Origin of the sequence: Streptomyces sp. NPDC015144, assembly GCF_043079735.1 — a bacterium.
In the GTDB taxonomy this organism is placed as follows: Bacteria; Actinomycetota; Actinomycetes; order Streptomycetales; family Streptomycetaceae; genus Streptomyces.
Genome location: NZ_JBIBUU010000012.1, coordinates 240628 through 259280 on the forward strand (window position 1 = coordinate 240628; position 18653 = coordinate 259280).

An 18653-nucleotide genomic window follows, 5' to 3' on the forward strand; every position below is an offset into this window, starting at 1 on the left:
AGGAGATTTCGATGAGCGTGACGGAGACGGGAGCCACCGTCTGGCTGACCGGTCTGCCGAGCGCGGGCAAGACCACCATCGCGTACGAGCTGGCCGGACGGCTGCGCGGCGAGGGCCACCGGGTGGAGGTCCTCGACGGGGACGAGATCCGCGAGTTCCTCTCCGCCGGGCTCGGCTTCTCCCGCGAGGACCGCCACACCAACGTCCAGCGCATCGGCTTCGTCGCCGAACTGCTGGCGGCCAACGGCGTGAAGGTGCTGGTCCCGGTCATCGCCCCGTACGCGGACAGCCGGGACGCCGTGCGCAAGCGCCACCAGACCGAGGGCACCCCGTACCTGGAGATCCATGTCGCGACCCCGGTCGAGGTGTGCTCCGCACGCGATGTGAAGGGCCTGTACGCCAAGCAGGCGGCGGGCGAGATCAGCGGGCTGACCGGCGTCGACGACCCGTACGAGGAGCCCGAGGCGCCCGATCTTCGGATCGAGTCGCACCGGCAGACCGTGCGGGAGTCCGCGGACCAGCTGTACGCGCTGCTGAGCGAGAGGGGTGCGGTGTGACCACCACGGCGACCGTGTCGGAGGGCACCGACAGTCCGTACGCGCTGAGCCATCTGGACTCCCTGGAGTCCGAGGCCGTGCACATCTTCCGCGAGGTGGCGGGCGAGTTCGAGCGGCCGGTGATCCTCTTCTCCGGCGGCAAGGACTCGATCGTGATGCTGCACCTGGCGCTCAAGGCGTTCGCGCCCGCGCCGGTGCCGTTCGCCCTGCTGCACGTGGACACCGGGCACAACTTCCCCGAGGTGCTGGAGTACCGCGACCGCACGGTCGCCCGGCACGGGCTGCGGCTCCACGTCGCCTCCGTGCAGGAGTACATCGACGCCGGGACGCTCCGCGAGCGGCCGGACGGCACCCGCAACCCGCTCCAGACCGTGCCGCTGACCGAGGCGATCCAGCGGCACCGTTTCGACGCGGTGTTCGGCGGCGGGCGGCGCGACGAGGAGAAGGCGCGCGCCAAGGAGCGGGTCTTCTCGCTGCGCGACGAGTTCTCCCAGTGGGACCCGCGCCGCCAGCGCCCCGAGCTGTGGCAGCTCTACAACGGCCGGCACGCCCCCGGGGAGCACGTCCGGGTCTTCCCCATCTCCAACTGGACCGAGCTGGACGTCTGGCAGTACATCGCCCGCGAGTCCATCGAGCTGCCGGAGATCTACTTCGCCCACGACCGCGAGGTCTTCAACCGCGGCGGCATGTGGCTGACCGCCGGGGAGTGGGGCGGCCCCGGGGACCACGAGCCCGTCGAGACCCGGCAGGTCCGCTACCGCACCGTCGGCGACATGTCGTGCACCGGCGCCGTGGACTCCGACGCCACGACGCTGGACGCCGTGATCGCCGAGATCGCCGCCTCCCGGCTCACCGAGCGCGGCGCGACCCGCGCCGACGACAAGCTCTCCGAGGCCGCGATGGAAGACCGCAAGCGCGAGGGGTATTTCTAGATGACCACCACGACCGAGCAGTTGTCGGCGACCACCCTGCTGCGCTTCGCCACCGCGGGCTCCGTCGACGACGGCAAGTCCACCCTGGTGGGGCGGCTGCTGCACGACTCCAAGTCGGTCCTCGCCGACCAGCTGGAGGCCGTCGAGCACGCCTCGCGCAACCGGGGCCAGGAGGCACCCGACCTGGCGCTGCTCACCGACGGGCTGCGCGCCGAGCGCGAGCAGGGCATCACCATCGACGTCGCCTACCGCTACTTCGCGACCCCGCGCCGCCGGTTCATCCTGGCCGACACCCCCGGGCACGTGCAGTACACCCGGAACATGGTGACGGGCGCCTCGACGGCCGAGCTGGCCGTCGTCCTGGTCGACGCGCGCAACGGGGTCGTCGAGCAGACCCGCCGGCACGCCGCCGTCGCGGCCCTGCTGCGGGTGCCGCACGTGGTGCTGGCGGTCAACAAGATGGACCTGGTCGGCTACGCGGAGCCGGTGTTCGCCGCCATCGCCGAGGAGTTCACCGCGTACGCCGACTCGCTCGGCGTCCCGGAGATCACCGCTATCCCCATCTCCGCGCTGGCCGGCGACAACGTGGTGGAGCCGTCCGCGCACATGGACTGGTACGGCGGACCCACCGTCCTGGAGCACCTGGAGACGGTACCGGTCAGCCACGACCTGACCGCCTGCCACGCCCGCTTCCCGGTCCAGTACGTGATCCGCCCGCAGACCGCCGAGCACCCCGACTACCGGGGCTACGCGGGCCAGATAGCCGCCGGGGCCTTCCGGGTCGGCGAGTCCGTGACCGTCCTGCCGTCCGGGCGTACGTCGACGATCTCGGCGATCGACGCGCTCGGCGAGAGCGTGGACATCGCCTGGGCCCCCCAGTCGGTGACGCTCCGGCTCGCCGACGACATCGACATCTCGCGCGGCGACCTGATCGCCCCCTCGGGCGACGCCCCCGCCACCACCCAGGACGTCGAGGCGACCGTCTGCCACGTCGCCGACCAGCCGCTCCGGGTCGGCCACCGGGTCCTGCTCAAGCACACCACCCGCACGGTCAAGGCGATCGTCAAGGACATCCCCTCGCGGCTCACCCTGGACGACCTCTCCCAGCACCCGGCGCCCGGACAGCTCGTCGCCAACGACATCGGCCGGGTCGTCGTCCGCACCGCGGAGCCGCTCGCGCTGGACGCCTACGCGGCCTCCCGGCGCACCGGCTCGTTCCTGCTGATCGACCCGGCGGACGGCACCACCCTCTCGGCGGGCATGGCGGGCGCCTCCTTCGCCACCGCGGCCGGGCAGGACGCCGAAGCCGCGGACGACGACGCCGAGTGGGACTTCTGATGGCCGTCGACATCTACTCCACGTTCGCGAAGGAGGGCGGCCGCGTCGGCAGCGGCGCCCTCGGCAGCGGTCAGGGCGGGGTCGCGCGATGTGTGTGATGACGTACGCGCACCGCTTGCGCGCCCACTCGCACCAACCGCACCACCTGTGCGGCCCCTTGAGCACGTTCAGCACGTTCGCCAAGTCCGGGGCGTTCAGCACCCCCGGACGAAGACCTGCCGACCTCCCGGCCGCGTCCCCGTGACAAACCGCGGGACGCGAGCACCGGGCCGACGAGAGGAAAGCCTCCCGTGTCTGCCCCCCGTTCCACCGCGCGCCGCGCCCTCGCCGCCGTCGCCGCCCTGCCGCTGCTCGCCCTGGCCGTCACCGCCTGCGGCTACGGCTCCGCCGCGAAGGACGACGCCCCGAAGGCGGACGTCTCCACCGGCGGCAAGAAACTCTCCGCGGACACCGTGAAGATCGGCTACTTCCCGAACCTCACCCACGCCACCGCCCTGGTCGGCATCGAGGAGGGCATCATCGCCAAGGAGCTGGGCTCCACCGCGGTCAAGCCCTCGACGTTCAACGCCGGACCCTCCGAGATCGAGGCGCTCAACGCGGGCTCGATCGACATCGGCTTCATCGGCCCCTCCCCCGCCATCAACGGCTTCACCAAGTCCAAGGGCAAGAGCCTGCGCATCATCGGCGGTTCGGCGTCCGGCGGCGTGAAGCTGGTGGTGAACCCGGCGAAGATCAAGACCCTGGACGACATCAAGGGCAAGAAGATCGCCACCCCGCAGCTCGGCAACACCCAGGACGTCGCCTTCCTCAACTGGATATCCGAGAAGGGCTGGAAGGTCGACGCCAACAGCGGCCGGGGCGACGTCTCGGTGGTCCGTACGGACAACAAGGTGACGCCGGACGCCTACAAGTCCGGTTCCATCGACGGTGCCTGGGCCCCGGAGCCGACCGCGTCCAAGCTCGTCGCGCAGGGTGCGAAGGTGCTGCTGGACGAGTCGACGCTGTGGCCGGACAACAAGTTCGTGATCACGAACATCATCGTGTCGCAGAAGTTCCTGGCCGAGCACCCGGACGTCGTCGAGGCGGTGCTGCGCGGCACGGTCGCCACCAACGCGTGGATCAACGCCAACCCGGACAAGGCGAAGGCGTCGGCGAACGCCGCGCTCAAGAAGCTGTCCGGCAAGGAGCTCCCGGCCGAGGTCATCGACCCGGCGTGGAAGTCGGTCCAGTTCATCGACGACCCGCTGGCCGCCACGCTCGACACCGAGGCCAAGCACGCGGTGCAGGCCGGCCTCCTGGAGCAGACGGACCTCGGCGGCATCTACGACCTGAAGCCGCTCAACAAGATCCTGAAGGCCGCGGGCAGGCCCGAGGTCGCCGACGCCGGTCTCGGCGTCAAGTAGCGCGTCCGGTACCCGAAGAGGATTCCCAGGAGGTGACGACCATGGCGACCACCACACTCACCAAGGCCGAGGACCGCACGAGGGCCGGGCACGCCGCCCGGATCGACCACGTCTCGAAGTCCTTCGACGGACCGGAGGGGCGGCAGCTCGTCCTGGACGACATCACGCTCGATGTCGCTCCCGGCGAGTTCGTCACCCTCCTGGGCGCCTCGGGATGCGGCAAGTCGACCCTGCTCAATCTGGTGGCCGGGCTCGACCGTCCGACGTCGGGGGCGATCGAGACCCCCGGCGGGCGGCCGGCCCTGATGTTCCAGGAGCACGCCCTCTTCCCGTGGCTCACCGCGGGCAAGAACATCGAACTGGCGCTGCGACTGCGCGGTGTGCCGCGCGCCGAGCGCCGCGCCGAGGCCGAGCGGCTGCTCGAACTCGTCCGGCTCGGCGGCGCGCACGGCAAGCGGGTGCACGAACTCTCCGGCGGGATGCGGCAGCGGGTGGCGATGGCCCGCGCGCTCGCCCAGGACAGTCAACTGCTTCTGATGGACGAGCCGTTCGCCGCGCTCGACGCGATCACCCGGGACGTGCTGCACGACGAGCTGACCCGGATCTGGCGCGAGACGAACCTGTCGGTCCTCTTCGTCACGCACAACGTGCGCGAGGCGGTCCGGCTCGCCGAACGGGTCGTCCTGCTCTCCTCGCGGCCGGGCCGGGTGGCCCGGGAGTGGACGGTCGGCATCGACCATCCGCGCCGCATCGAGGACACCGCGGTGGCCGAGCTCTCCGTGGAGATCACCGAAGAACTGCGTGGGGAGATCCGCCGACATGGCCAGCACTGAGACCGCCGCCCAGGACGCCTCCCGGGACCTGGCGGGCCTGGAGGCGGGGCTCGACGCCCTCGACTCCGTACGGGTGAGCCGTACCCCCGTCCGCCAGGTGCTGGTGCGCAAGGTGCTGCCGCCGGTGGCGGCGGTGGCCCTGGTGCTCGTGGTGTGGCAGCTGCTGATCTGGGCCCAGGTCACCGAGGACTACAAGCTGCCGTCGCCGTCCCAGGTGTGGGGCGAGGTCACCGACGCCTGGGCGCGGGGCACCCTGCTCGGCTACATCTGGACCAGCGTCTCGCGCGGTCTGCTCGGCTTCCTGCTGGCGCTGGCCATCGGCACCCCGCTGGGGCTGCTGGTGTCCCGGGTCCGGCTGATCCGGGCGGCGATCGGGCCGGTGCTGTCCGGGCTCCAGTCGCTTCCCTCGGTCGCCTGGGTGCCGCCCGCGGTGATCTGGCTGGGGCTCGACGACCGGATGATGTACGCGGTGATCCTGCTGGGTGCCGTCCCGTCGATCGCCAACGGCCTGGTGGCGGGCGTCGACCAGATCCCGCCGCTGCATCTGCGGGCCGGGAAGACGCTCGGCGCGACCGGGCTGCGCGGCACCTGGCACATCGTGCTGCCCGCCGCGCTGCCCGGCTACCTGGCGGGGCTGAAGCAGGGCTGGGCGTTCTCGTGGCGCTCGCTGATGGCCGCCGAGATCATCGCCTCCTCGCCCGATCTGGGCGTGGGCCTGGGCCAGTTGCTGGAGCAGGGCCGGGAGACCAGCAGCATGTCGATGGTGTTCCTCGCCATCATCCTGATCCTCACCGTCGGCATCGCGATCGACCTGCTGATCTTCAGCCCGCTGGAGCGGTGGGTCCTGCGTGGCCGCGGCCTCCTGGTGAAGAGCTAGGGGTGCCGCACATGCCCGCCGCCCCGGTCCTCCTCGTCGTCGCCCACGGCAGCCGCGACCCCCGGCACGCGGCGACCGTCCACGCGCTCACCGCGCGGGTCCGGTCGCTGCGGCCGGGGCTGCGGGTGGCGACCGGCTTCCTGGACTTCAACGCGCCGTCGGTGCCACGGGTCCTGGAGAGGCTGGCCGCCGAGGGGGCGGAGTCGGTCGTCGCCCTTCCGCTGCTGCTGACCCGGGCCTTCCACGCCAAGTCCGACATCCCCGCGGTGCTGGACGAGGCCCGGCGCGGGCTGCCCCGGCTGCGGATCCGGCAGGCCGAGGTGCTCGGCCCGTCCCCGCTGCTCGACGCGGCGCTGCTCCAGCGCCTGCGCGAAGCGGGCGTCCACCCCGCCGACCGGGCGTCGACCGGTCTCGTCCTGGCCTCGGCGGGCTCCACAGACCCGGAGGCGATCGCAGTGATCGCTGAAATCGCGCGGGAGCTGCGGCACACCGGTTGGTGTTCCGTGCGGCCTGCGTTCGCCTCCGCCACCTCTCCCGGCGGCTTCCCCGGCACCGGGGAAGCCGTACGGGCCCTGCGGGCCGAAGGGGTACGCCGGGTGGCGGTGGCGCCGTACGTCATCGCGCCCGGCCGGCTGCCGGACCGGATCGCGGCGGGGGCGGCCGATGCGGACGTCCTGGCCGATGTCCTCGGCCCGGCACCGGAGTTGGCCCGCCTGCTGCTGACCCGGTACGACGAGGCCCGGTACGGCGGGGTCCGGTCCAGCGGGGCCCGGCACCCCGGGGCGGGCACCCCGGAGGTCCGGACGACCGCCGTGCTCGGCGCGTGACCCCTGCGGTCCGCCTCAGCCCACGTCCAGGCCGCCGGTCCGGGTCCGCTTGAGTTCGAAGAAGTCAGCGTGCCCGGCGACGGCCCGGAAGCTGTCGAAGAACCGCCCGGCCTCCTCGCCGCGCGGCGCGGCCCGCAGCACGGGCCCGAACCAGACCGTGCCGTCGACATGGATGGTCGGCGTTCCGACGTAGCCGCCCGCCTCCGGGTCCTTCCCGGCGTCGTGGCTGTGGCGCAGCGCGTCGTCGTACTCCCCCGAGTGCGCGGCGTCGGCGAGCCCGGCGGGCAGTCCCAGCTCGGCGAGGGACTGGGCGATCACCTCGTCGAAGTCCTCGTTCTTCTCCCGGTGGATGCGGGTGCCCATCGCGGTGTAGAGGTCGCGCAGCACGCCGTCGCCGTGCGCGTCCGCCGCCGCGACGGCGACCCGGACGGGCCCGAGCGAACGGTCGACCAGATCCCGGTACCAGTCGGGCAGTTCGTTGCCGATGTTGTGCAGGTAGAGGCTCATGACGTGGAAGCGGAGGTCGATGTCCCGGTGCTGTTCCACCTCCAGCATCCAGCGGGAGGTGATCCAGGCGAACGGGCAGGCCGGGTCGAAATAGAAGTCGACAGTGGTACGCGGTGTGGTGTCCATGGGGTGAGCGTAGGCAGGGATTGGCAGGTGGGCCCGGGCCATTCGCCGTCGATTCCACTGGTCCATTCGCAGAACCGCCTGCACGGCGGAAGCCGGGGGGCAGCGGCTACCATCCGCGCATGGTCAGCATAGAGACTCTGGTGCCGGAGGCCGGGCGGTTCGACGCGGAGGGGCTGCGCGCGTTCGACGCGGACGCGCTGGCGGCGTACGTGGCCGACCCGGCGCACCCGTGGTGGCGCCGCAGACCCTGTGTGCACGCACTGGCCGGACGGGTGCCGGAGCACCGTGCCGCCGCGCTGATCGCCCGTGTCCACGACGTCCAGGACGTGGCGGAGGTGCGGATCGCACTGCTGGAGCTGCTCGCCGGCCGGACGGAGCTGCTGGACTGGCTCAGGCATCCGGACCGGAAGCAGGACACGTCGTACGGCATGCCGGAGGCGATCCTGAAGGCGCGTGGTCTGCTCGGCGACCGTACGGCGGCCGGTGAACTGGCGACGCTGGCGGCGGAGCCCTGGCAGCGCATGCGGGCGACCGGCGAGGCCGGTCTGGACGCGCTGGTCGTCCGGTACGGGGCCGAGGCGGTGCTCTCCGACGTCGGTGACGCGCGCCCGGAGGACCGGATCTTTCAGGTCCGGGTGCGCCACCGGGCCGGGCAGGACGTGACCGACGCCCTCGCGGACCCGGACCGGTCGGTCGCCCATCGCGCGCAGTCGCTCCTCACCGATCCGGACCGGCTCCGCGGCTACCTCCGCACGGCGCCGACGATCGAGGCGAAGCTGTGGGCGGCGTACGCCCTGCACCGGCTGACCGGCGACGCCCGCGAGACCCGCGCGATCCGCGCCTCGCTGGGCAGCCCCCGGGTCGAGGTGGCGGGGCTGGACGAGGAGCTGCGCGCGGCGATCGTCGAGGAGTACGGCCAGTACTGCGAGGAGCGGAGCGACCCGCGCTGGCGGGTGGAGGCGATCTGCGCCGAGCCGCCCGTGCCCGTGGACGAGGAGGCACAGCTCGACCGGGCGACGGCCGCCCTCACCGCCGCCGGCCTGGCACCGCACCCGCCGGTCTCCTGCGGCGAGTACCACCAGCAGGGCGGCGGCACGTACCACGTGATCGGCCTGGGGTCCGAGGACGGCGCCGTCTCCCTCAGCACCCTGGGCCCCTTCGCGACCTCCCACACCCCCGAACCCGCCGCCCGCGCCGCACTGGAGGCGGCCGGCTTCCGCTGGATCACCCCGCGGACCGGCGCCATCCGCGTCACCGGCCTCTGCGTCTACTACTTCGGCGGCCGCCGCCCGCTGGACGTCAGCACCCTGCTCTTCTACTGGCAGGACTGAGAGCTGTCCCGCGATGCCGCCCCGAACAGCTCCGGTTTCCTGCGCAGTCTGCGTAGAGGGCACGGTGCAGGGCTTCCAGGTAGGCATTGAGCAGGTAGGCATTGAGCACTGGTGAGATCCGGGACTGTTGACAAGCCGACGACTCCCTTCCCGAACAGCGCTGCCTCCTGCGATACCGGGTGTCAGCCGCCCCGCGTACGGTCTGCGCATGGCTACTCAGAAACCACCCGGGCAATCGATACGTGACTTCGCGACCTGGCAGCCCGTGCTGGGGCTCCTGCGGGCCGCCAAGGCGGACAAGGCCGGTGCCGAGCCCCTGCGCGTGGCGGGTCGCATCGGGCGAGGCGGTTGGAGTCTGGCCCTCCCGCACCCGGCGCCACCGCGCGGTAGAGCCTTGCAGACCGAGGACATACAGGACGAGCTCGACGCGGTGGAGCGGGTGCGGACCGCGATGGTGGAGGCTGGTGTCGACGACATCTCGTTCACGGCGGAGATCGAACCGACCGGGACGACCGTGCTTCGGCTGCTCGGCCCCAGCCCGGCGGTGGAACCCGGGATCGGAACCCCTCATCCCGGTGCACTCATCCTGGTCGAAGACTCCCTTCCCGAGCCGTGGCGCCGCCTCCCCGATCCCACAGACGAAGCGAGGCCGGCCCCCTCGGCGGACCCGGAGTTGCTGGAGCGGACGCTGCGGGAACGGCTGCCCCACGCCATCGGCGCGACGGAGGCGGAGATCGCCGCCGCCGAAGCACGCCTGGGCATCCGCCTGCCCGAGGAACTCAAGGTGCTCTACCGGGTGACCCGGGCGCGATGGGAGGACTGGGGCGACGACTACGAGGCGGCGAACGGTGTCTTCGAAGCGGCGCGCTGCGAACTCTCCTCCGTGGACGACCTGTACCTGGCCGAAGCCTCGACGCGCCACTACCGCTGGGAGCACGCTGCCATGGAGGCGGTCGTCACGCACCCCGACGCCGCGGTACAGGGAGTCGTCGGGTCACCCGAGTGGATCGTCTTCGGCGAGAACGGCGGAGGAGACCGACTGGCGGTCGACCTGACGCCCGGCCCCCGCGGCCACACCGGGCAGATCATCCTGCTCAGCCACGAGGAGAGCATTGGCGCCGACTTGCTGGCCGACTCGCTCACCGACTGGGTCCTGGACCGGGAGACACCCGAGCGCCAGCACCGCAGGGAGGATCCACCGCTCGTGGCCCACGTCAACCACGCGAGTATCAAGAGCGTCCGGGAAGCCGCACACCCCGGCCTGGAAGTCCTCTCGATCGGGGTGTGGGACGGCGCGCCGTTCAGCCTCTCCCCGGTCGTCGGGCTCCCCCGCCTGCGTACCCTCGCCGCGTACGCCGGTACGCTCGCCGACCCCCTGGAGGTCGCCGAACTCACCGGCCTGGAATTCCTGGAACTCGGCCCTCAGGACTGGCGTGTCCTTCTGGATGCCGACGCCGTCCCCCGAAGCTTGCTGGCTGCGTCCATCACGGCGTACGGCGACCACGACCCCCTGCCGATCGTGGCCATCGCCAACGAAATTCTGGCTCTCTGGGACCGGCCCCAGATCATCCAGACCGTCCTGGAAGGAAACCTCGGACCCCTTGCATAGACCCGCAGAGCCAGGCTCTTCGCTCCTCCGGCCGAGGTGGTCGAGGTTGTCCATCACGCTGAGACGGCGGATCACGCGGCCGTAGCCCGCAGCCGACTGCCGTCGACCGGTGGCCGATGGCCGTGTCCGGGGTGGCGGTCTGATTCAGGAGAAAATCACGGAGCGCGTCTGGAGACGGTCTCCGGCTCCCGCGCCGGGAGGCAGGCTGTAGTAGACGTCGCCCTTGCAGTCGGCGTCGAGGAAGACGGTGGCGGTGGTGTGGTTCTTCGCTGCCCGGCTGGCGGAACCCGGTTCGGAGGCGGGGCCGTGCAGGTCGGCGGCCGGGTCGGCAGGGTGGTTGAGAGGATCGTGTCCTGGCTGGCCGGCTGCCGGCGTCTGCACCGTCGCTACGAACGCAAGGCCGAGCACTTCCTTGCCTTTGTCGGCATAGCCGCGACCCTCATCGGGTACCGCCGACCGATCCGGTGAGCCAGTCGGTCGGGAGCGACAGCTGGCCGGCGCCGGTGGTGTCAGTGACTGCTCGTAGGGTGCGCTGGTATCCACGAGGAGGTTCCATGGGCTTTTCCGGTCATCTGGTCTTTGCCTGCAGCGAGCGCCCGCTACTGGAAGCACCCCTGTTCGGCGGCAGCGGTCCAGGGCTGGAGGACGACGTGCATGAGTGGCAGCCGCGACCGGGGGGCTGGCAGACCCTGCAACTGGAGCAAGGCGTCTGGCAGGACGAGGACCTGTCCGCCTTGGTCGAATGGACCGGTGCACCGGCCTGCGTAGCTGATGTCTCCGGCAGCAGCATCGCTCTCGTGACCGGCCTGAACACCGACGGGCACCGCTGGCAGGCATGGCTCAACCTGGACCATACTGCGGCTCTCCTCGTCGAGGAACCCGAGGACGTGGACGACGTGAGCCTGTGGGTCACCACCCCGGAGTTCGAAGAGGCCATCAGGTACAAACGCGCAGAACTCGATGCGGAGGTGCAGGCCGACGCCGAAGGCGCTCTCGTGTGGGCTTCAGCAGCTGGTGTCCAGACCGCGGCGCAGCAGTCCCGGATCGAGGAACTGCTCCGCGCACGGAAGACCTTCGTGGAGGAATTGTTCGACGCGCTGCTGGATGAACTGGGCTTCCCTGAGGCCGCCCCGTCCTCACCACAGCCATAAGAAACGACGTCTTAGAAGCCGCATCTCAACCGAACGCGATCGCTTGATTTCCGCTGGGCGGGCATGGTTTAGCTCAGCGTGAGGGCGGCATGCGGCGTCTTGTTTCGGCTCCGTGATCGAAGGGTGCGCGATGGCGTCGGTGTTGGGAATGCTGGAGGAGCGGGAGACAGCGGCCCGAGTGCGGGTGGAGGGGCTGCGGGAGGAAGCCGCCCGGCTGGCTGGGGTGCTGGAGGCCGCAGAGATCGAGCTGGACCTGCGGGTGATCGCGCGGGAGGAGCTGATGGAGGCCCTGGCGGCCTCGGCTGCCGAGACCACTGCCGTGACCGAGGCCGCGGCGGAATCCGCGCCCGCGCCGGTGCCGGGCTCGATCGTGCCCCCTTGGCACGAAGGACTGCCGGTGACGATGCTGGCGCCGGACCACCAGGGATTCTGGGCGTGCTGGAGGAGCGGCAGTCCGCGGGCCAGCAGCCGCTGAAGGCCAGTCCCGCGGGCCAGCCGACGTGAATGCATCAGCCACGCGAACGTGCGCTCTGCCACCCACCGCCTGGGCAGCACCACGAAGCCCGTCATGTCGTCGGTGCGTCTGACGATCTCCAGGGTCAGGGCGAGTTTCTCCCGTGCCCAGTCGACCAGGCCACCGGTGTAGCCGCCGTCAGCCCAGACCAGGGTGCTGTCGCGGTGCAGGCGCCGCAGCCGCCTCAGCAGGCCCGTTGCGGCGTCCCGGTCGCCGATGTTCGCGGCGGTCACCGCGACGACCAGGAGCGGAGCAGGCCGAGCGTGTCGGTCACGATGTGTCGTTTGCGCCCGGGCACGTTCTTCCCGCTGTCGTAGCCACGTGAGACGGCCGGCACCGTCGCAGCGGCCCGCACCGACTGCGCGTCGATGATCCCCGTCGTGGGTGAGGCCTCACGGCCCTCGCGTTCACGCACGGCACCGGCAGCAACGGCCGGACAGCCGCCCACTCCGCGTCCGTCATGTCCGACGGATAGCGGCGCACCCGGTACGGATGGTCGGCCACGTTGCCGTACACGTGCGCGAGGCAATCGCACGACACGGCGGGCAAGTTGAAGTGAAGGGGCTGGGGCACGTACAACAACGGCAACAGGGCCTCCGGAACCGCTCGTATGGGATCGCACCCCCGAGCTGCCAGAAGGCCCTGCCTTCATGCACGCACGGCCGGAAGATCACCCGACCAGGAAATCTGTTCGACCGGGCGGTGCGGCGGCTCCACGGGGAGGACCAGTCGGCCCTGGTCGTGGACGTACGCGCCGGGGTCGACGGACGCCACGGGGTGTGCGCCGACGCCCGTACGCCCTCGGCGCCGCCACTGGTCGCGTACTGCTCGGCTCCCCGCGGGCGCGCTGCCCGCTACTGCGCCCAGTCGAAGACGCCCGACTCTAGGTCGATCTGGGCGTTGCCACCGCCGAAGTTGACACCGCCGACGCCGTCCTCCAGCTCGAAGACGTACGGCGTCAGCCCCTCCGGCAACGCCTGACAGGGCATCACCGTTCCGCCGAGGTGCGAGATGCCCTCGACGGACGACCAGAACGCGTCGAGATCCTTGTCGTCCGAGGACCAGGCCTCCACGTAGCCGCCCTCGCCGTTCTCTGCCGGGGCGATGCCGGTGTTCGGGTCGCCGGTGCGCTCCCCGATCCAGACCGTGATTTCGGGGGCGCTGTCGTCCCAGGCGTTCTGGCCGCGGCTGTACTTGTCGCCGAGGCCGTCCGGCCGAATGTCGGCCGGGGGATCTATGCGGGGCGCGGCGAACTCCGCGGCGGTGAGCCAGATGAGCGCGTGCGCGCCGCCGATCACGTCCTCCAGGTCCTGCTGCCGGGGGTGGCGGGCTGCGGCCGTCGCGGCCACCGCGGCGAAGAACGGATCGGCGGCCTGCTCCGGGGTGGGCACGGTGCCCGCCAGCAGCTCGTCCACGCCCTCGATGTCGTCGGCGACGTGGTCGTCGGCGTGGAAGAAGGAGACGGCTACCAGGTCCGGGCCCTTGCGCCGGTAGTCCTCCGGCAGTTCGAGGGTGATGACATGGGTCATCGGCAGTCCCGTGACAGGGCTCCGGGGCCAGGAGGCCGTTCCGATGCCGGGCGCACGACCGCCGCACCACCCGGCGACGCGGGCCCCGGGCAGATCGATCTCGACGGGCTTGCCGGGCCGGACCGACAGCGCGTCCACGGACTCTCCGAACCCCAGGTCGTATGCCTTCACCGTGTTCCTCGTCCATTCCGTTCGACTGCGACGGTGCTCAACCTACGCGAGGCCTCCGACAGTCCCCGTCCCCGTCCCCGTCGTTCCCGCTCGGTCCGCCCGGGCACCCGAACTAGTCTGCTCGTACACCAGCCGCCCACTCCGCGTCCATCATGTCCGACAGATAGCGGCGCACCCGGTCCGGATGAGCGGCCGCGTTGCCGCACACGTGCGCTTGGAAGATCACCCGACCAGGAACTCTGTTCGACTTGCACGTTCCAAGATCAATTGAGACACGGCTTCTTATAGGGTCTTCCGTCTGTGGATGGCCCGGGACAGGGCCTCAGATCTCTTGGAGGCTGGGCAGTGCAGTTCGTGTGCCGAAATTTCGGCCTGTCGGATCTGCCGCGGCGTGGCCTCACCCAGCAGGAGGTTCCGCTGGAGGTGCTTCTCCTTGACATTGAGGCAGAGATGTCCATCTGGGAGGACGGGCGGCCGGTGTGGTCCGAGGAAGCTTTCCCCGTGGCCGAGCTGGCTCATCACCTGGCGCTCTGGCTCCACAGTCCGAACGTCGGCCGACAGGACTTCCAGCTCGACTCGATGCAGGCAGAACCAGGGCTGATCCGCATCGTGCGTTCCGATGAAGGTTGGCGAGCCGGCTCGGTCTGCACGCCGGATTTCTGGGCCTCGCCTGTCGCCTGGGACGTTCTCGTGGCGGCGATTGAGCGGTTCGACCGTTCCGTGCGCGAAGGCACCGCGGCATTGGGTATCGATCCCGCCTTCATTCCGAAGCCTTGACGGACAGTTCTGACCCACTGGCTGTGGTGGGGTGATCACGCAATGACTGGTCTGATCAGGGGTCGGAACCATCCCGGACGGCGCCGTTCGCCGGGCTGAGCCCACGCCAGTCTCGCAACCTGGTGACCACGTCGCGGCGTTCGGGAGCAGACGCGATGCGGCTGGGCGGGCCGTGGGGTTTGCGTGGGAGAACCCGGTGCTGCTGGTTGCGGACCCCGGGCGGACACCCCGACGATGCGACAGCGGTGGTTGCCTCAGTCGTCGGCGGCGACGATGAGCGTGATCCGCCCGGCCGCGCGGTCGACGAGCACGAACTCGTGAAAGCAGTCGTGTACGCGTCCCCAGTCATGAACCGCCTCGTCACCGAGCTCGTTCAGGTAGTAGATGCCGTCGGCTGCGGCCACGCGGGCGAACACCTCCCGCCGCAGATCTGCCTCCAGTCCGGTGGGCAGGTCCCGGAGCGGCGCCGCCCAATCCCGCAGGATCTGGACGGCCTTCTCCTGGCTGATGGGCGCGTACAGATCGGGAGTGATCGACCCCAGCCAGTACGGACCGTGCCGGGGCCCGTCCGGCAGCACTCCACCGCCTGCGTAGTCGTCCCGGAACTGCTCATGCCCGATCAGTGCGGCAAGCAGCCCTTCGTCGTCCACCGGATCCGCGGAGAAGCGCAACTGCTTGATGTCGACCCACCGGAACCCGTGCTCCTTCGGATCCCGCATGGAGCGTCGAAAGTTGATGAAGACGCTCTCCCCGTGAGCGAGCCCGCTCTCCATGGCACCAGCCTAAAGAGCGAGGAACTCGCGGGCGCCGCGGAGCCTGGTCCGGAGCCGTTCCTGGGTGGCACGGCTGTCGAGCCGGACGTCGAGTGCTCCGGGAAGTGCGCTGTCGGCCCGCAGGCCGGCGGGGAGCCGGGAGGCGTCGAGCCCGTCACGCCGGGCGATGAGCATGCCGAGTTCGTGACGGCTCACGGGGTCGGCTCCTGCCAGGTGGTGGACGCCGCACCGGTCGCTGGACGCAAGTTCCAGGAGGGCGGCAGCCAGGTCGGCGACGTGGACGGGGCAGCGGATGTCGTCGGTGAACAGGACGCCGGTACGGGTTCCGGCCGCGAGCTCGTGCACCGCGCGTACGTGGTCGGATCGCTGGTCGCCGATGATCAGGGAGGTCCGTGCGACGACGGCGCCCGGGTTCACGAGGCGGATGCCGGTCTCCGCCGCGGCCTTCGCGGCGCCGTAGGGGGTGAGTGGGTCGGGGAGGCAGGATTCGTCGTAGTGGACGCGGGCGCCGGAGAACACGGCGTCGCTGGATACGTGGACCAGGCGGCTGCCGTGCCTCGCCGCTGCCATCGCCAGGCGGACCGGCCCCTCGGCCGTCACCGTCCAATCGGGCCCGCCGCTCGTCGCGTTGACGACCACGCGAGGTTCCACGTCGGCCAGGACCGCCTCGATGCGGTCGAGGTCGCGCAGGTCGAGGGCGTGCCACGAGACCTTTGGAGCGCTGCCGGGCCGGGTGCGGGTGCGGGTGGCGAAGGTCGCAGCCGTCGCATGGCCCGCTGCTGCTTCCTGGCGGACCAGCTCGGTACCCAGGAACCCACTGCCGCCGATGATCAGGATGGTCATGGTGCGACACGGTAGAGGAGGTGCCACTCCGGCACTGGTGAGACTGATGGGACTCCGCCGACGTTGTTGTCCCACGCAGGGAGAAGTGACAGCGGGCTCAGTGGGTGGCCTTCTTGTGGGCCGATACCGCCGGTGTCGATGTCCACGGCCCGGCGGAAGGAGGCCCGCCGGGCCGCGTGGAACTCGGCGAGGAATGGCCACGCCCCGTGTTCTGAGCGGCGGATTCGTCGCTGGGCGGCCCTGCGGCGGGCGCTACTCGAGCTCGTGTTTCACCAGAGCCGCCAGGCCCTCGACGAGGGGGGTGGGGTCGAGGTCCGGGTCGAGCATGCGCTGGAGCAGGAAGCCGTCCATCGCCGCGGTGATGGTCACTGCCGCGGGAAGCGGACGCGCCACCCCGCGCTCCGCGAACCAGTCGTGCAGCCACTGCCGGAGCCGGGACAGGGAAGCGGCGATCTCGGCGCGCAACTGATCGTCGCGGTTCGCCGCGACGAGCGACTCGTACAACAGCAGCAGTTCCGGATCCCGCGAGTCGCTGGAGCACAGTCCTCGGAGCATCAGCTCGACCGCCGCCGACGGATCCTCCTGCGTCAGGGCGTCACCGATCCGGTCGAGGAAGAACGTCTGGATCCTGCCCACCGCGGCGATGCGCCTGAGTTCGCCGATGCTTCCCACGTGGTAGTGGATCACGCCGGTGTTCACGCCCGCACGTTCCGCGACCCGTCGGCTGGTCACGCCGCCCCAGCCCACTTCGGGGATGAGTGAGGCCGCGGCCTCGATGATCTTCTCTCGCGTGCTCGTCCGAGGAGAAGGGGCGTTGTTCACAGTCTCATTCCCTGGATCGCGATCACGGCACCCACGCCGGCCGAGGCCAGCGCGATGGCCTCGAGAACGAGCAACTGTACCGGCAGCGGATCGGGCACGACGGGGAAGACCGCACCGAGGTCGGCCGCGAAGACCAGGACGTACACCAGGCTCAGGATCAACGCCGCCACGAACACCCAGTGCTGGTCCGCCAAGGCGAACCCGGCCACCACGAAGCTGGCGAGGCCGAGTGAGGTGAGACAGACGTTGAACCCGTTGTACTGCCAGCGGGGCAACGACGAGAAGTCCCTGGTGTCGATCAGCTTCCCCGGGACCATGGGAATCAGCAGAAGCGCCTCCCAGACCAGGAACGCCCCGGTCAGGGTCGTCAGCAGGGAATGGTTCATCACACGCTCCAGGGCCGTGGGCTTCATCCGTCCAAGCGATTTGGACGATAGTCCTGGACGGTCGTCCAAATCAAGTCTCGTCCCCGTGGCCGGGAATCGTGCATGCCCGCCGAGCAGCGGCGGCTTCACAGCTCGTTCCTATGTGGGTGCGGGAGGGTTGGCCGTCCGCCGCCGGTCGCGGGACCGGTCCAGGCCCAGGCTTGAGGAGTCAGTCACCCATGCCCCTTGATGAAGCTCAGGACAGCTCGCGGGACGGTTCGTCGTCCCGGGCGCGCACCTCGCGCCGGAAGGTACTCGTCGCCGGCGGGGCGGCGGTGGCCGCGGTCGGTGCGGGCGGTGCCTTCGCCACCCACGCCTCCGCCGGGCCGACCCCGGCGAAGGCGCAGGCACAGGCGCCCGGCACCGGCACCGGCACCGGCACCACGGAACTCTGTTACCGGCTGAGCACGGAGGCCATCGAAGGCCCGTACTACATCGACGCCGACAAGATCCGCAGGGACGTCACGGAGGACAGGGAGGGCATCCCGATGACCCTCGCCATCAAGGTCGTCGACTCCGAGACGTGCCGTCCGCTGCGGAACGCCGCGGTCGACATCTGGCACTGCGACGCGCTCGGCGTGTACTCGGGGTACGAGAGCATGAGCTCGGGCGGCTCCCCCTCCGGCCCGCCCACGGGCGAACCGCCGACCGGTGAACCGCCCACGGGCGAACCGCCCGCCGGCGGCGGGGGCATGCATCAGGAGCCCACCGACGACGAGCGCTACCTGCGCGGCACCTGGCGCACCGACCACAGCGGCACGGTCCGGTTCACCACCGTCTTCCCCGGCTGGTACCAGGGCCGGGCGGTGCACATCCACACCAAGGTCCACGTGGGCGGCGTCTGGACCAAGGAGGGGTACGAGGGCGGACACACCTGCCACACCGGCCAGTTCTACTTCGAGGAGGAGGCCGTCCTGGCCGCCTCCGAGGTCGAGCCGTACGCGGCCAGCACCGTCCGGCGCACGACCCTGACCGAGGACATGATCTACGACGGGAGCGGCACCACCGGCGGTCTGCTCACCCTCCGGTACAGGAAGCACCGGATCGCGGCGGGGGTCGCCGCCTCGATCACGGTGGGCGTGGATCCCCAGGCCACGCACGACGGCGACGACGCCCCCGGGCCCGGCGGCCCGGCCTCCCCGTCGGCATCCGCCACGGGGTGACGGACGGCATCACCGGCGACCGTGCCGGCCGTGGGGGGCCGCGGGGGCGGGGGCGCCCCGCGGCCCCCCCCCCCCCGCGCCCGCGCGCCCCGCGGGGGCAGAAAAGAAGATGGGGCGGTGGGGGGGGATTGTGGGTGGGTTTGTT

General features: G+C 70.9%; 21 protein-coding genes and 3 pseudogenes. 15 read left to right on the forward strand and 9 right to left on the reverse strand.

All coding sequences use genetic code 11. The annotated features are described in order from the left end of the window. The first annotated feature begins 11 nt into the window (after window positions 1-11). The 7 genes from cysC (at window position 12) to ACF08W_RS21710 (ending at window position 6767) form a co-directional block, all read left to right on the forward strand. Complete coding sequence (gene cysC, locus ACF08W_RS21680) at window positions 12-557, forward strand: adenylyl-sulfate kinase (protein ID WP_385206094.1); 546 nt, start codon at window positions 12-14, stop codon at window positions 555-557. Then, complete coding sequence (gene cysD, locus ACF08W_RS21685) at window positions 554-1489, forward strand: sulfate adenylyltransferase subunit CysD (protein ID WP_392280219.1); 936 nt, start codon at window positions 554-556, stop codon at window positions 1487-1489. The genes cysC and cysD overlap by 4 nt, the downstream gene beginning before the upstream one ends. Further along, window positions 1490-2827, forward strand: coding sequence for a sulfate adenylyltransferase subunit 1 (locus tag ACF08W_RS21690; protein WP_392280220.1), 1338 nt, complete (start codon window positions 1490-1492; stop codon window positions 2825-2827). 290 nt (window positions 2828-3117) lie between these two features. Next, window positions 3118-4230, forward strand: coding sequence for an aliphatic sulfonate ABC transporter substrate-binding protein (locus tag ACF08W_RS21695; RefSeq protein WP_392280221.1), 1113 nt, complete (start codon window positions 3118-3120; stop codon window positions 4228-4230). Window positions 4231-4271: 41 nt separating this feature from the next. After that, window positions 4272-5063: an ABC transporter ATP-binding protein gene (locus ACF08W_RS21700; RefSeq protein WP_392280222.1), complete on the forward strand. Its 792-nt coding sequence runs from the start codon at window positions 4272-4274 to the stop codon at window positions 5061-5063. Then, window positions 5050-5940, forward strand: a complete 891-nt coding sequence (locus ACF08W_RS21705) for an ABC transporter permease (RefSeq protein ID WP_352272982.1) — start codon at window positions 5050-5052, stop codon at window positions 5938-5940. The genes ACF08W_RS21700 and ACF08W_RS21705 overlap by 14 nt, the downstream gene beginning before the upstream one ends. Before the next feature lie 11 nt (window positions 5941-5951). Next, window positions 5952-6767 carry a sirohydrochlorin chelatase gene (locus ACF08W_RS21710; protein WP_392280223.1) on the forward strand — a complete coding sequence of 272 codons (816 nt, stop codon included), beginning with the start codon at window positions 5952-5954 and terminating at the stop codon, window positions 6765-6767. A gap of 15 nt (window positions 6768-6782) precedes the next feature. On the opposite strand, the gene ACF08W_RS21715 is transcribed toward ACF08W_RS21710, so the two are convergent. After that, window positions 6783-7400, reverse strand: a complete 618-nt coding sequence (locus ACF08W_RS21715) for a DsbA family protein (RefSeq protein ID WP_392280224.1) — start codon at window positions 7398-7400, stop codon at window positions 6783-6785. A 119-nt stretch (window positions 7401-7519) separates the two neighbouring features. Between ACF08W_RS21715 and ACF08W_RS21720 the strand changes: the two genes are divergently transcribed. Further along, window positions 7520-8731 (forward strand): hypothetical protein, encoded by a 1212-nt coding sequence (locus tag ACF08W_RS21720; protein WP_392280225.1) that lies wholly within the window; start codon window positions 7520-7522, stop codon window positions 8729-8731. Window positions 8732-8939: 208 nt separating this feature from the next. After that, window positions 8940-10340: an SMI1/KNR4 family protein gene (locus tag ACF08W_RS21725; protein ID WP_392280226.1), complete on the forward strand. Its 1401-nt coding sequence runs from the start codon at window positions 8940-8942 to the stop codon at window positions 10338-10340. A 144-nt stretch (window positions 10341-10484) separates the two neighbouring features. Here the strand turns inward: ACF08W_RS21725 and ACF08W_RS21730 are convergent, their stop codons facing one another. Next, window positions 10485-10721 (reverse strand): hypothetical protein, encoded by a 237-nt coding sequence (locus ACF08W_RS21730; protein ID WP_392280227.1) that lies wholly within the window; start codon window positions 10719-10721, stop codon window positions 10485-10487. Here ACF08W_RS21730 and ACF08W_RS21735 point away from each other — a divergent pair. The 3 genes and pseudogenes from ACF08W_RS21735 to ACF08W_RS21745 form a co-directional block, all read left to right on the forward strand. Next, window positions 10659-10808 (forward strand): annotated as a pseudogene (locus tag ACF08W_RS21735) (IS5/IS1182 family transposase); the annotation flags it as partial. The gene ACF08W_RS21730 and the pseudogene ACF08W_RS21735 overlap by 63 nt on opposite strands. 86 nt (window positions 10809-10894) lie before the next feature. Continuing rightward, entirely contained in the window at window positions 10895-11491 is a 597-nt protein-coding gene (locus tag ACF08W_RS21740; RefSeq protein WP_392280228.1) for a hypothetical protein, read from the forward strand. A 130-nt stretch (window positions 11492-11621) separates the two neighbouring features. Further along, window positions 11622-11966 carry a hypothetical protein gene (locus ACF08W_RS21745; RefSeq protein ID WP_392280246.1) on the forward strand — a complete coding sequence of 115 codons (345 nt, stop codon included), beginning with the start codon at window positions 11622-11624 and terminating at the stop codon, window positions 11964-11966. Between the two features lie 89 nt (window positions 11967-12055). On the opposite strand, the pseudogene ACF08W_RS21750 reads toward ACF08W_RS21745, so the two are convergent. The 3 genes and pseudogenes from ACF08W_RS21750 to ACF08W_RS21760 form a co-directional block, all read right to left on the reverse strand. After that, window positions 12056-12238: pseudogene (locus tag ACF08W_RS21750) on the reverse strand (transposase); the annotation flags it as partial. Further along, on the reverse strand, window positions 12235-12420 hold the full coding sequence (locus ACF08W_RS21755) for a transposase (protein ID WP_392280229.1): 186 nt from the start codon (window positions 12418-12420) through the stop codon (window positions 12235-12237). The gene ACF08W_RS21755 and the pseudogene ACF08W_RS21750, both read right to left, overlap by 4 nt. Before the next feature lie 439 nt (window positions 12421-12859). Further along, window positions 12860-13705 carry a hypothetical protein gene (locus ACF08W_RS21760; RefSeq protein WP_392280230.1) on the reverse strand — a complete coding sequence of 282 codons (846 nt, stop codon included), beginning with the start codon at window positions 13703-13705 and terminating at the stop codon, window positions 12860-12862. A gap of 345 nt (window positions 13706-14050) precedes the next feature. Between ACF08W_RS21760 and ACF08W_RS21765 the strand changes: the two genes are divergently transcribed. After that, the gene (locus ACF08W_RS21765) at window positions 14051-14482 is read left to right on the forward strand and encodes a hypothetical protein (protein WP_392280231.1); all 432 of its coding nucleotides are present in this window, start codon (window positions 14051-14053) and stop codon (window positions 14480-14482) included. 95 nt (window positions 14483-14577) lie between these two features. Continuing rightward, a pseudogene (locus tag ACF08W_RS21770) lies at window positions 14578-14664 on the forward strand (IS5/IS1182 family transposase); the annotation flags it as partial. A 72-nt stretch (window positions 14665-14736) separates the two neighbouring features. On the opposite strand, the gene ACF08W_RS21775 reads toward ACF08W_RS21770, so the two are convergent. The 4 genes from ACF08W_RS21775 to ACF08W_RS21790 all read right to left on the reverse strand — a co-directional run bounded on the left by ACF08W_RS21775 (window position 14737) and on the right by ACF08W_RS21790 (window position 17306). Next, a complete protein-coding gene (locus tag ACF08W_RS21775; RefSeq protein WP_392280232.1) occupies window positions 14737-15255 on the reverse strand; it encodes a hypothetical protein in 519 nt (172 codons plus the stop codon). Window positions 15256-15264: 9 nt separating this feature from the next. Next, complete coding sequence (locus ACF08W_RS21780) at window positions 15265-16098, reverse strand: SDR family oxidoreductase (RefSeq protein ID WP_392280233.1); 834 nt, start codon at window positions 16096-16098, stop codon at window positions 15265-15267. A 252-nt stretch (window positions 16099-16350) separates the two neighbouring features. Then, window positions 16351-16920: a TetR/AcrR family transcriptional regulator gene (locus ACF08W_RS21785; RefSeq protein ID WP_392280234.1), complete on the reverse strand. Its 570-nt coding sequence runs from the start codon at window positions 16918-16920 to the stop codon at window positions 16351-16353. Next, complete coding sequence (locus tag ACF08W_RS21790; RefSeq protein WP_352272993.1) at window positions 16917-17306, reverse strand: hypothetical protein; 390 nt, start codon at window positions 17304-17306, stop codon at window positions 16917-16919. The genes ACF08W_RS21785 and ACF08W_RS21790 overlap by 4 nt, the downstream gene beginning before the upstream one ends. 218 nt (window positions 17307-17524) lie before the next feature. Here ACF08W_RS21790 and ACF08W_RS21795 point away from each other — a divergent pair, with 218 nt between their 5' ends. Next, window positions 17525-18508, forward strand: a complete 984-nt coding sequence (locus tag ACF08W_RS21795; protein ID WP_392280235.1) for an intradiol ring-cleavage dioxygenase — start codon at window positions 17525-17527, stop codon at window positions 18506-18508. Window positions 18509-18653 lie beyond the last annotated feature (145 nt).

Bases quoted from the DNA above. Each gene is read 5' to 3' on its own strand.
- ACF08W_RS21700 (WP_392280222.1), top strand. From the start codon at position 4,272: ATGGCGACCACCACACTCACCAAGGCCGAGGACCGCACGAGGGCCGGG.
- ACF08W_RS21690 (WP_392280220.1), top strand. From the start codon at position 1,490: ATGACCACCACGACCGAGCAGTTGTCGGCGACCACCCTGCTGCGCTTC.
- ACF08W_RS21705 (WP_352272982.1), top strand. From the start codon at position 5,050: ATGGCCAGCACTGAGACCGCCGCCCAGGACGCCTCCCGGGACCTGGCG.
- ACF08W_RS21715 (WP_392280224.1), bottom strand. From the start codon at position 7,400: ATGGACACCACACCGCGTACCACTGTCGACTTCTATTTCGACCCGGCC.
- cysC (WP_385206094.1), top strand. From the start codon at position 12: ATGAGCGTGACGGAGACGGGAGCCACCGTCTGGCTGACCGGTCTGCCG.
- ACF08W_RS21725 (WP_392280226.1), top strand. From the start codon at position 8,940: ATGGCTACTCAGAAACCACCCGGGCAATCGATACGTGACTTCGCGACC.
- ACF08W_RS21790 (WP_352272993.1), bottom strand. From the start codon at position 17,306: ATGAACCATTCCCTGCTGACGACCCTGACCGGGGCGTTCCTGGTCTGG.
- ACF08W_RS21740 (WP_392280228.1), top strand. From the start codon at position 10,895: ATGGGCTTTTCCGGTCATCTGGTCTTTGCCTGCAGCGAGCGCCCGCTA.
- ACF08W_RS21720 (WP_392280225.1), top strand. From the start codon at position 7,520: ATGGTCAGCATAGAGACTCTGGTGCCGGAGGCCGGGCGGTTCGACGCG.
- ACF08W_RS21745 (WP_392280246.1), top strand. From the start codon at position 11,622: ATGGCGTCGGTGTTGGGAATGCTGGAGGAGCGGGAGACAGCGGCCCGA.
- ACF08W_RS21775 (WP_392280232.1), bottom strand. From the start codon at position 15,255: ATGGAGAGCGGGCTCGCTCACGGGGAGAGCGTCTTCATCAACTTTCGA.
- ACF08W_RS21795 (WP_392280235.1), top strand. From the start codon at position 17,525: ATGCCCCTTGATGAAGCTCAGGACAGCTCGCGGGACGGTTCGTCGTCC.
- ACF08W_RS21780 (WP_392280233.1), bottom strand. From the start codon at position 16,098: ATGACCATCCTGATCATCGGCGGCAGTGGGTTCCTGGGTACCGAGCTG.
- ACF08W_RS21710 (WP_392280223.1), top strand. From the start codon at position 5,952: ATGCCCGCCGCCCCGGTCCTCCTCGTCGTCGCCCACGGCAGCCGCGAC.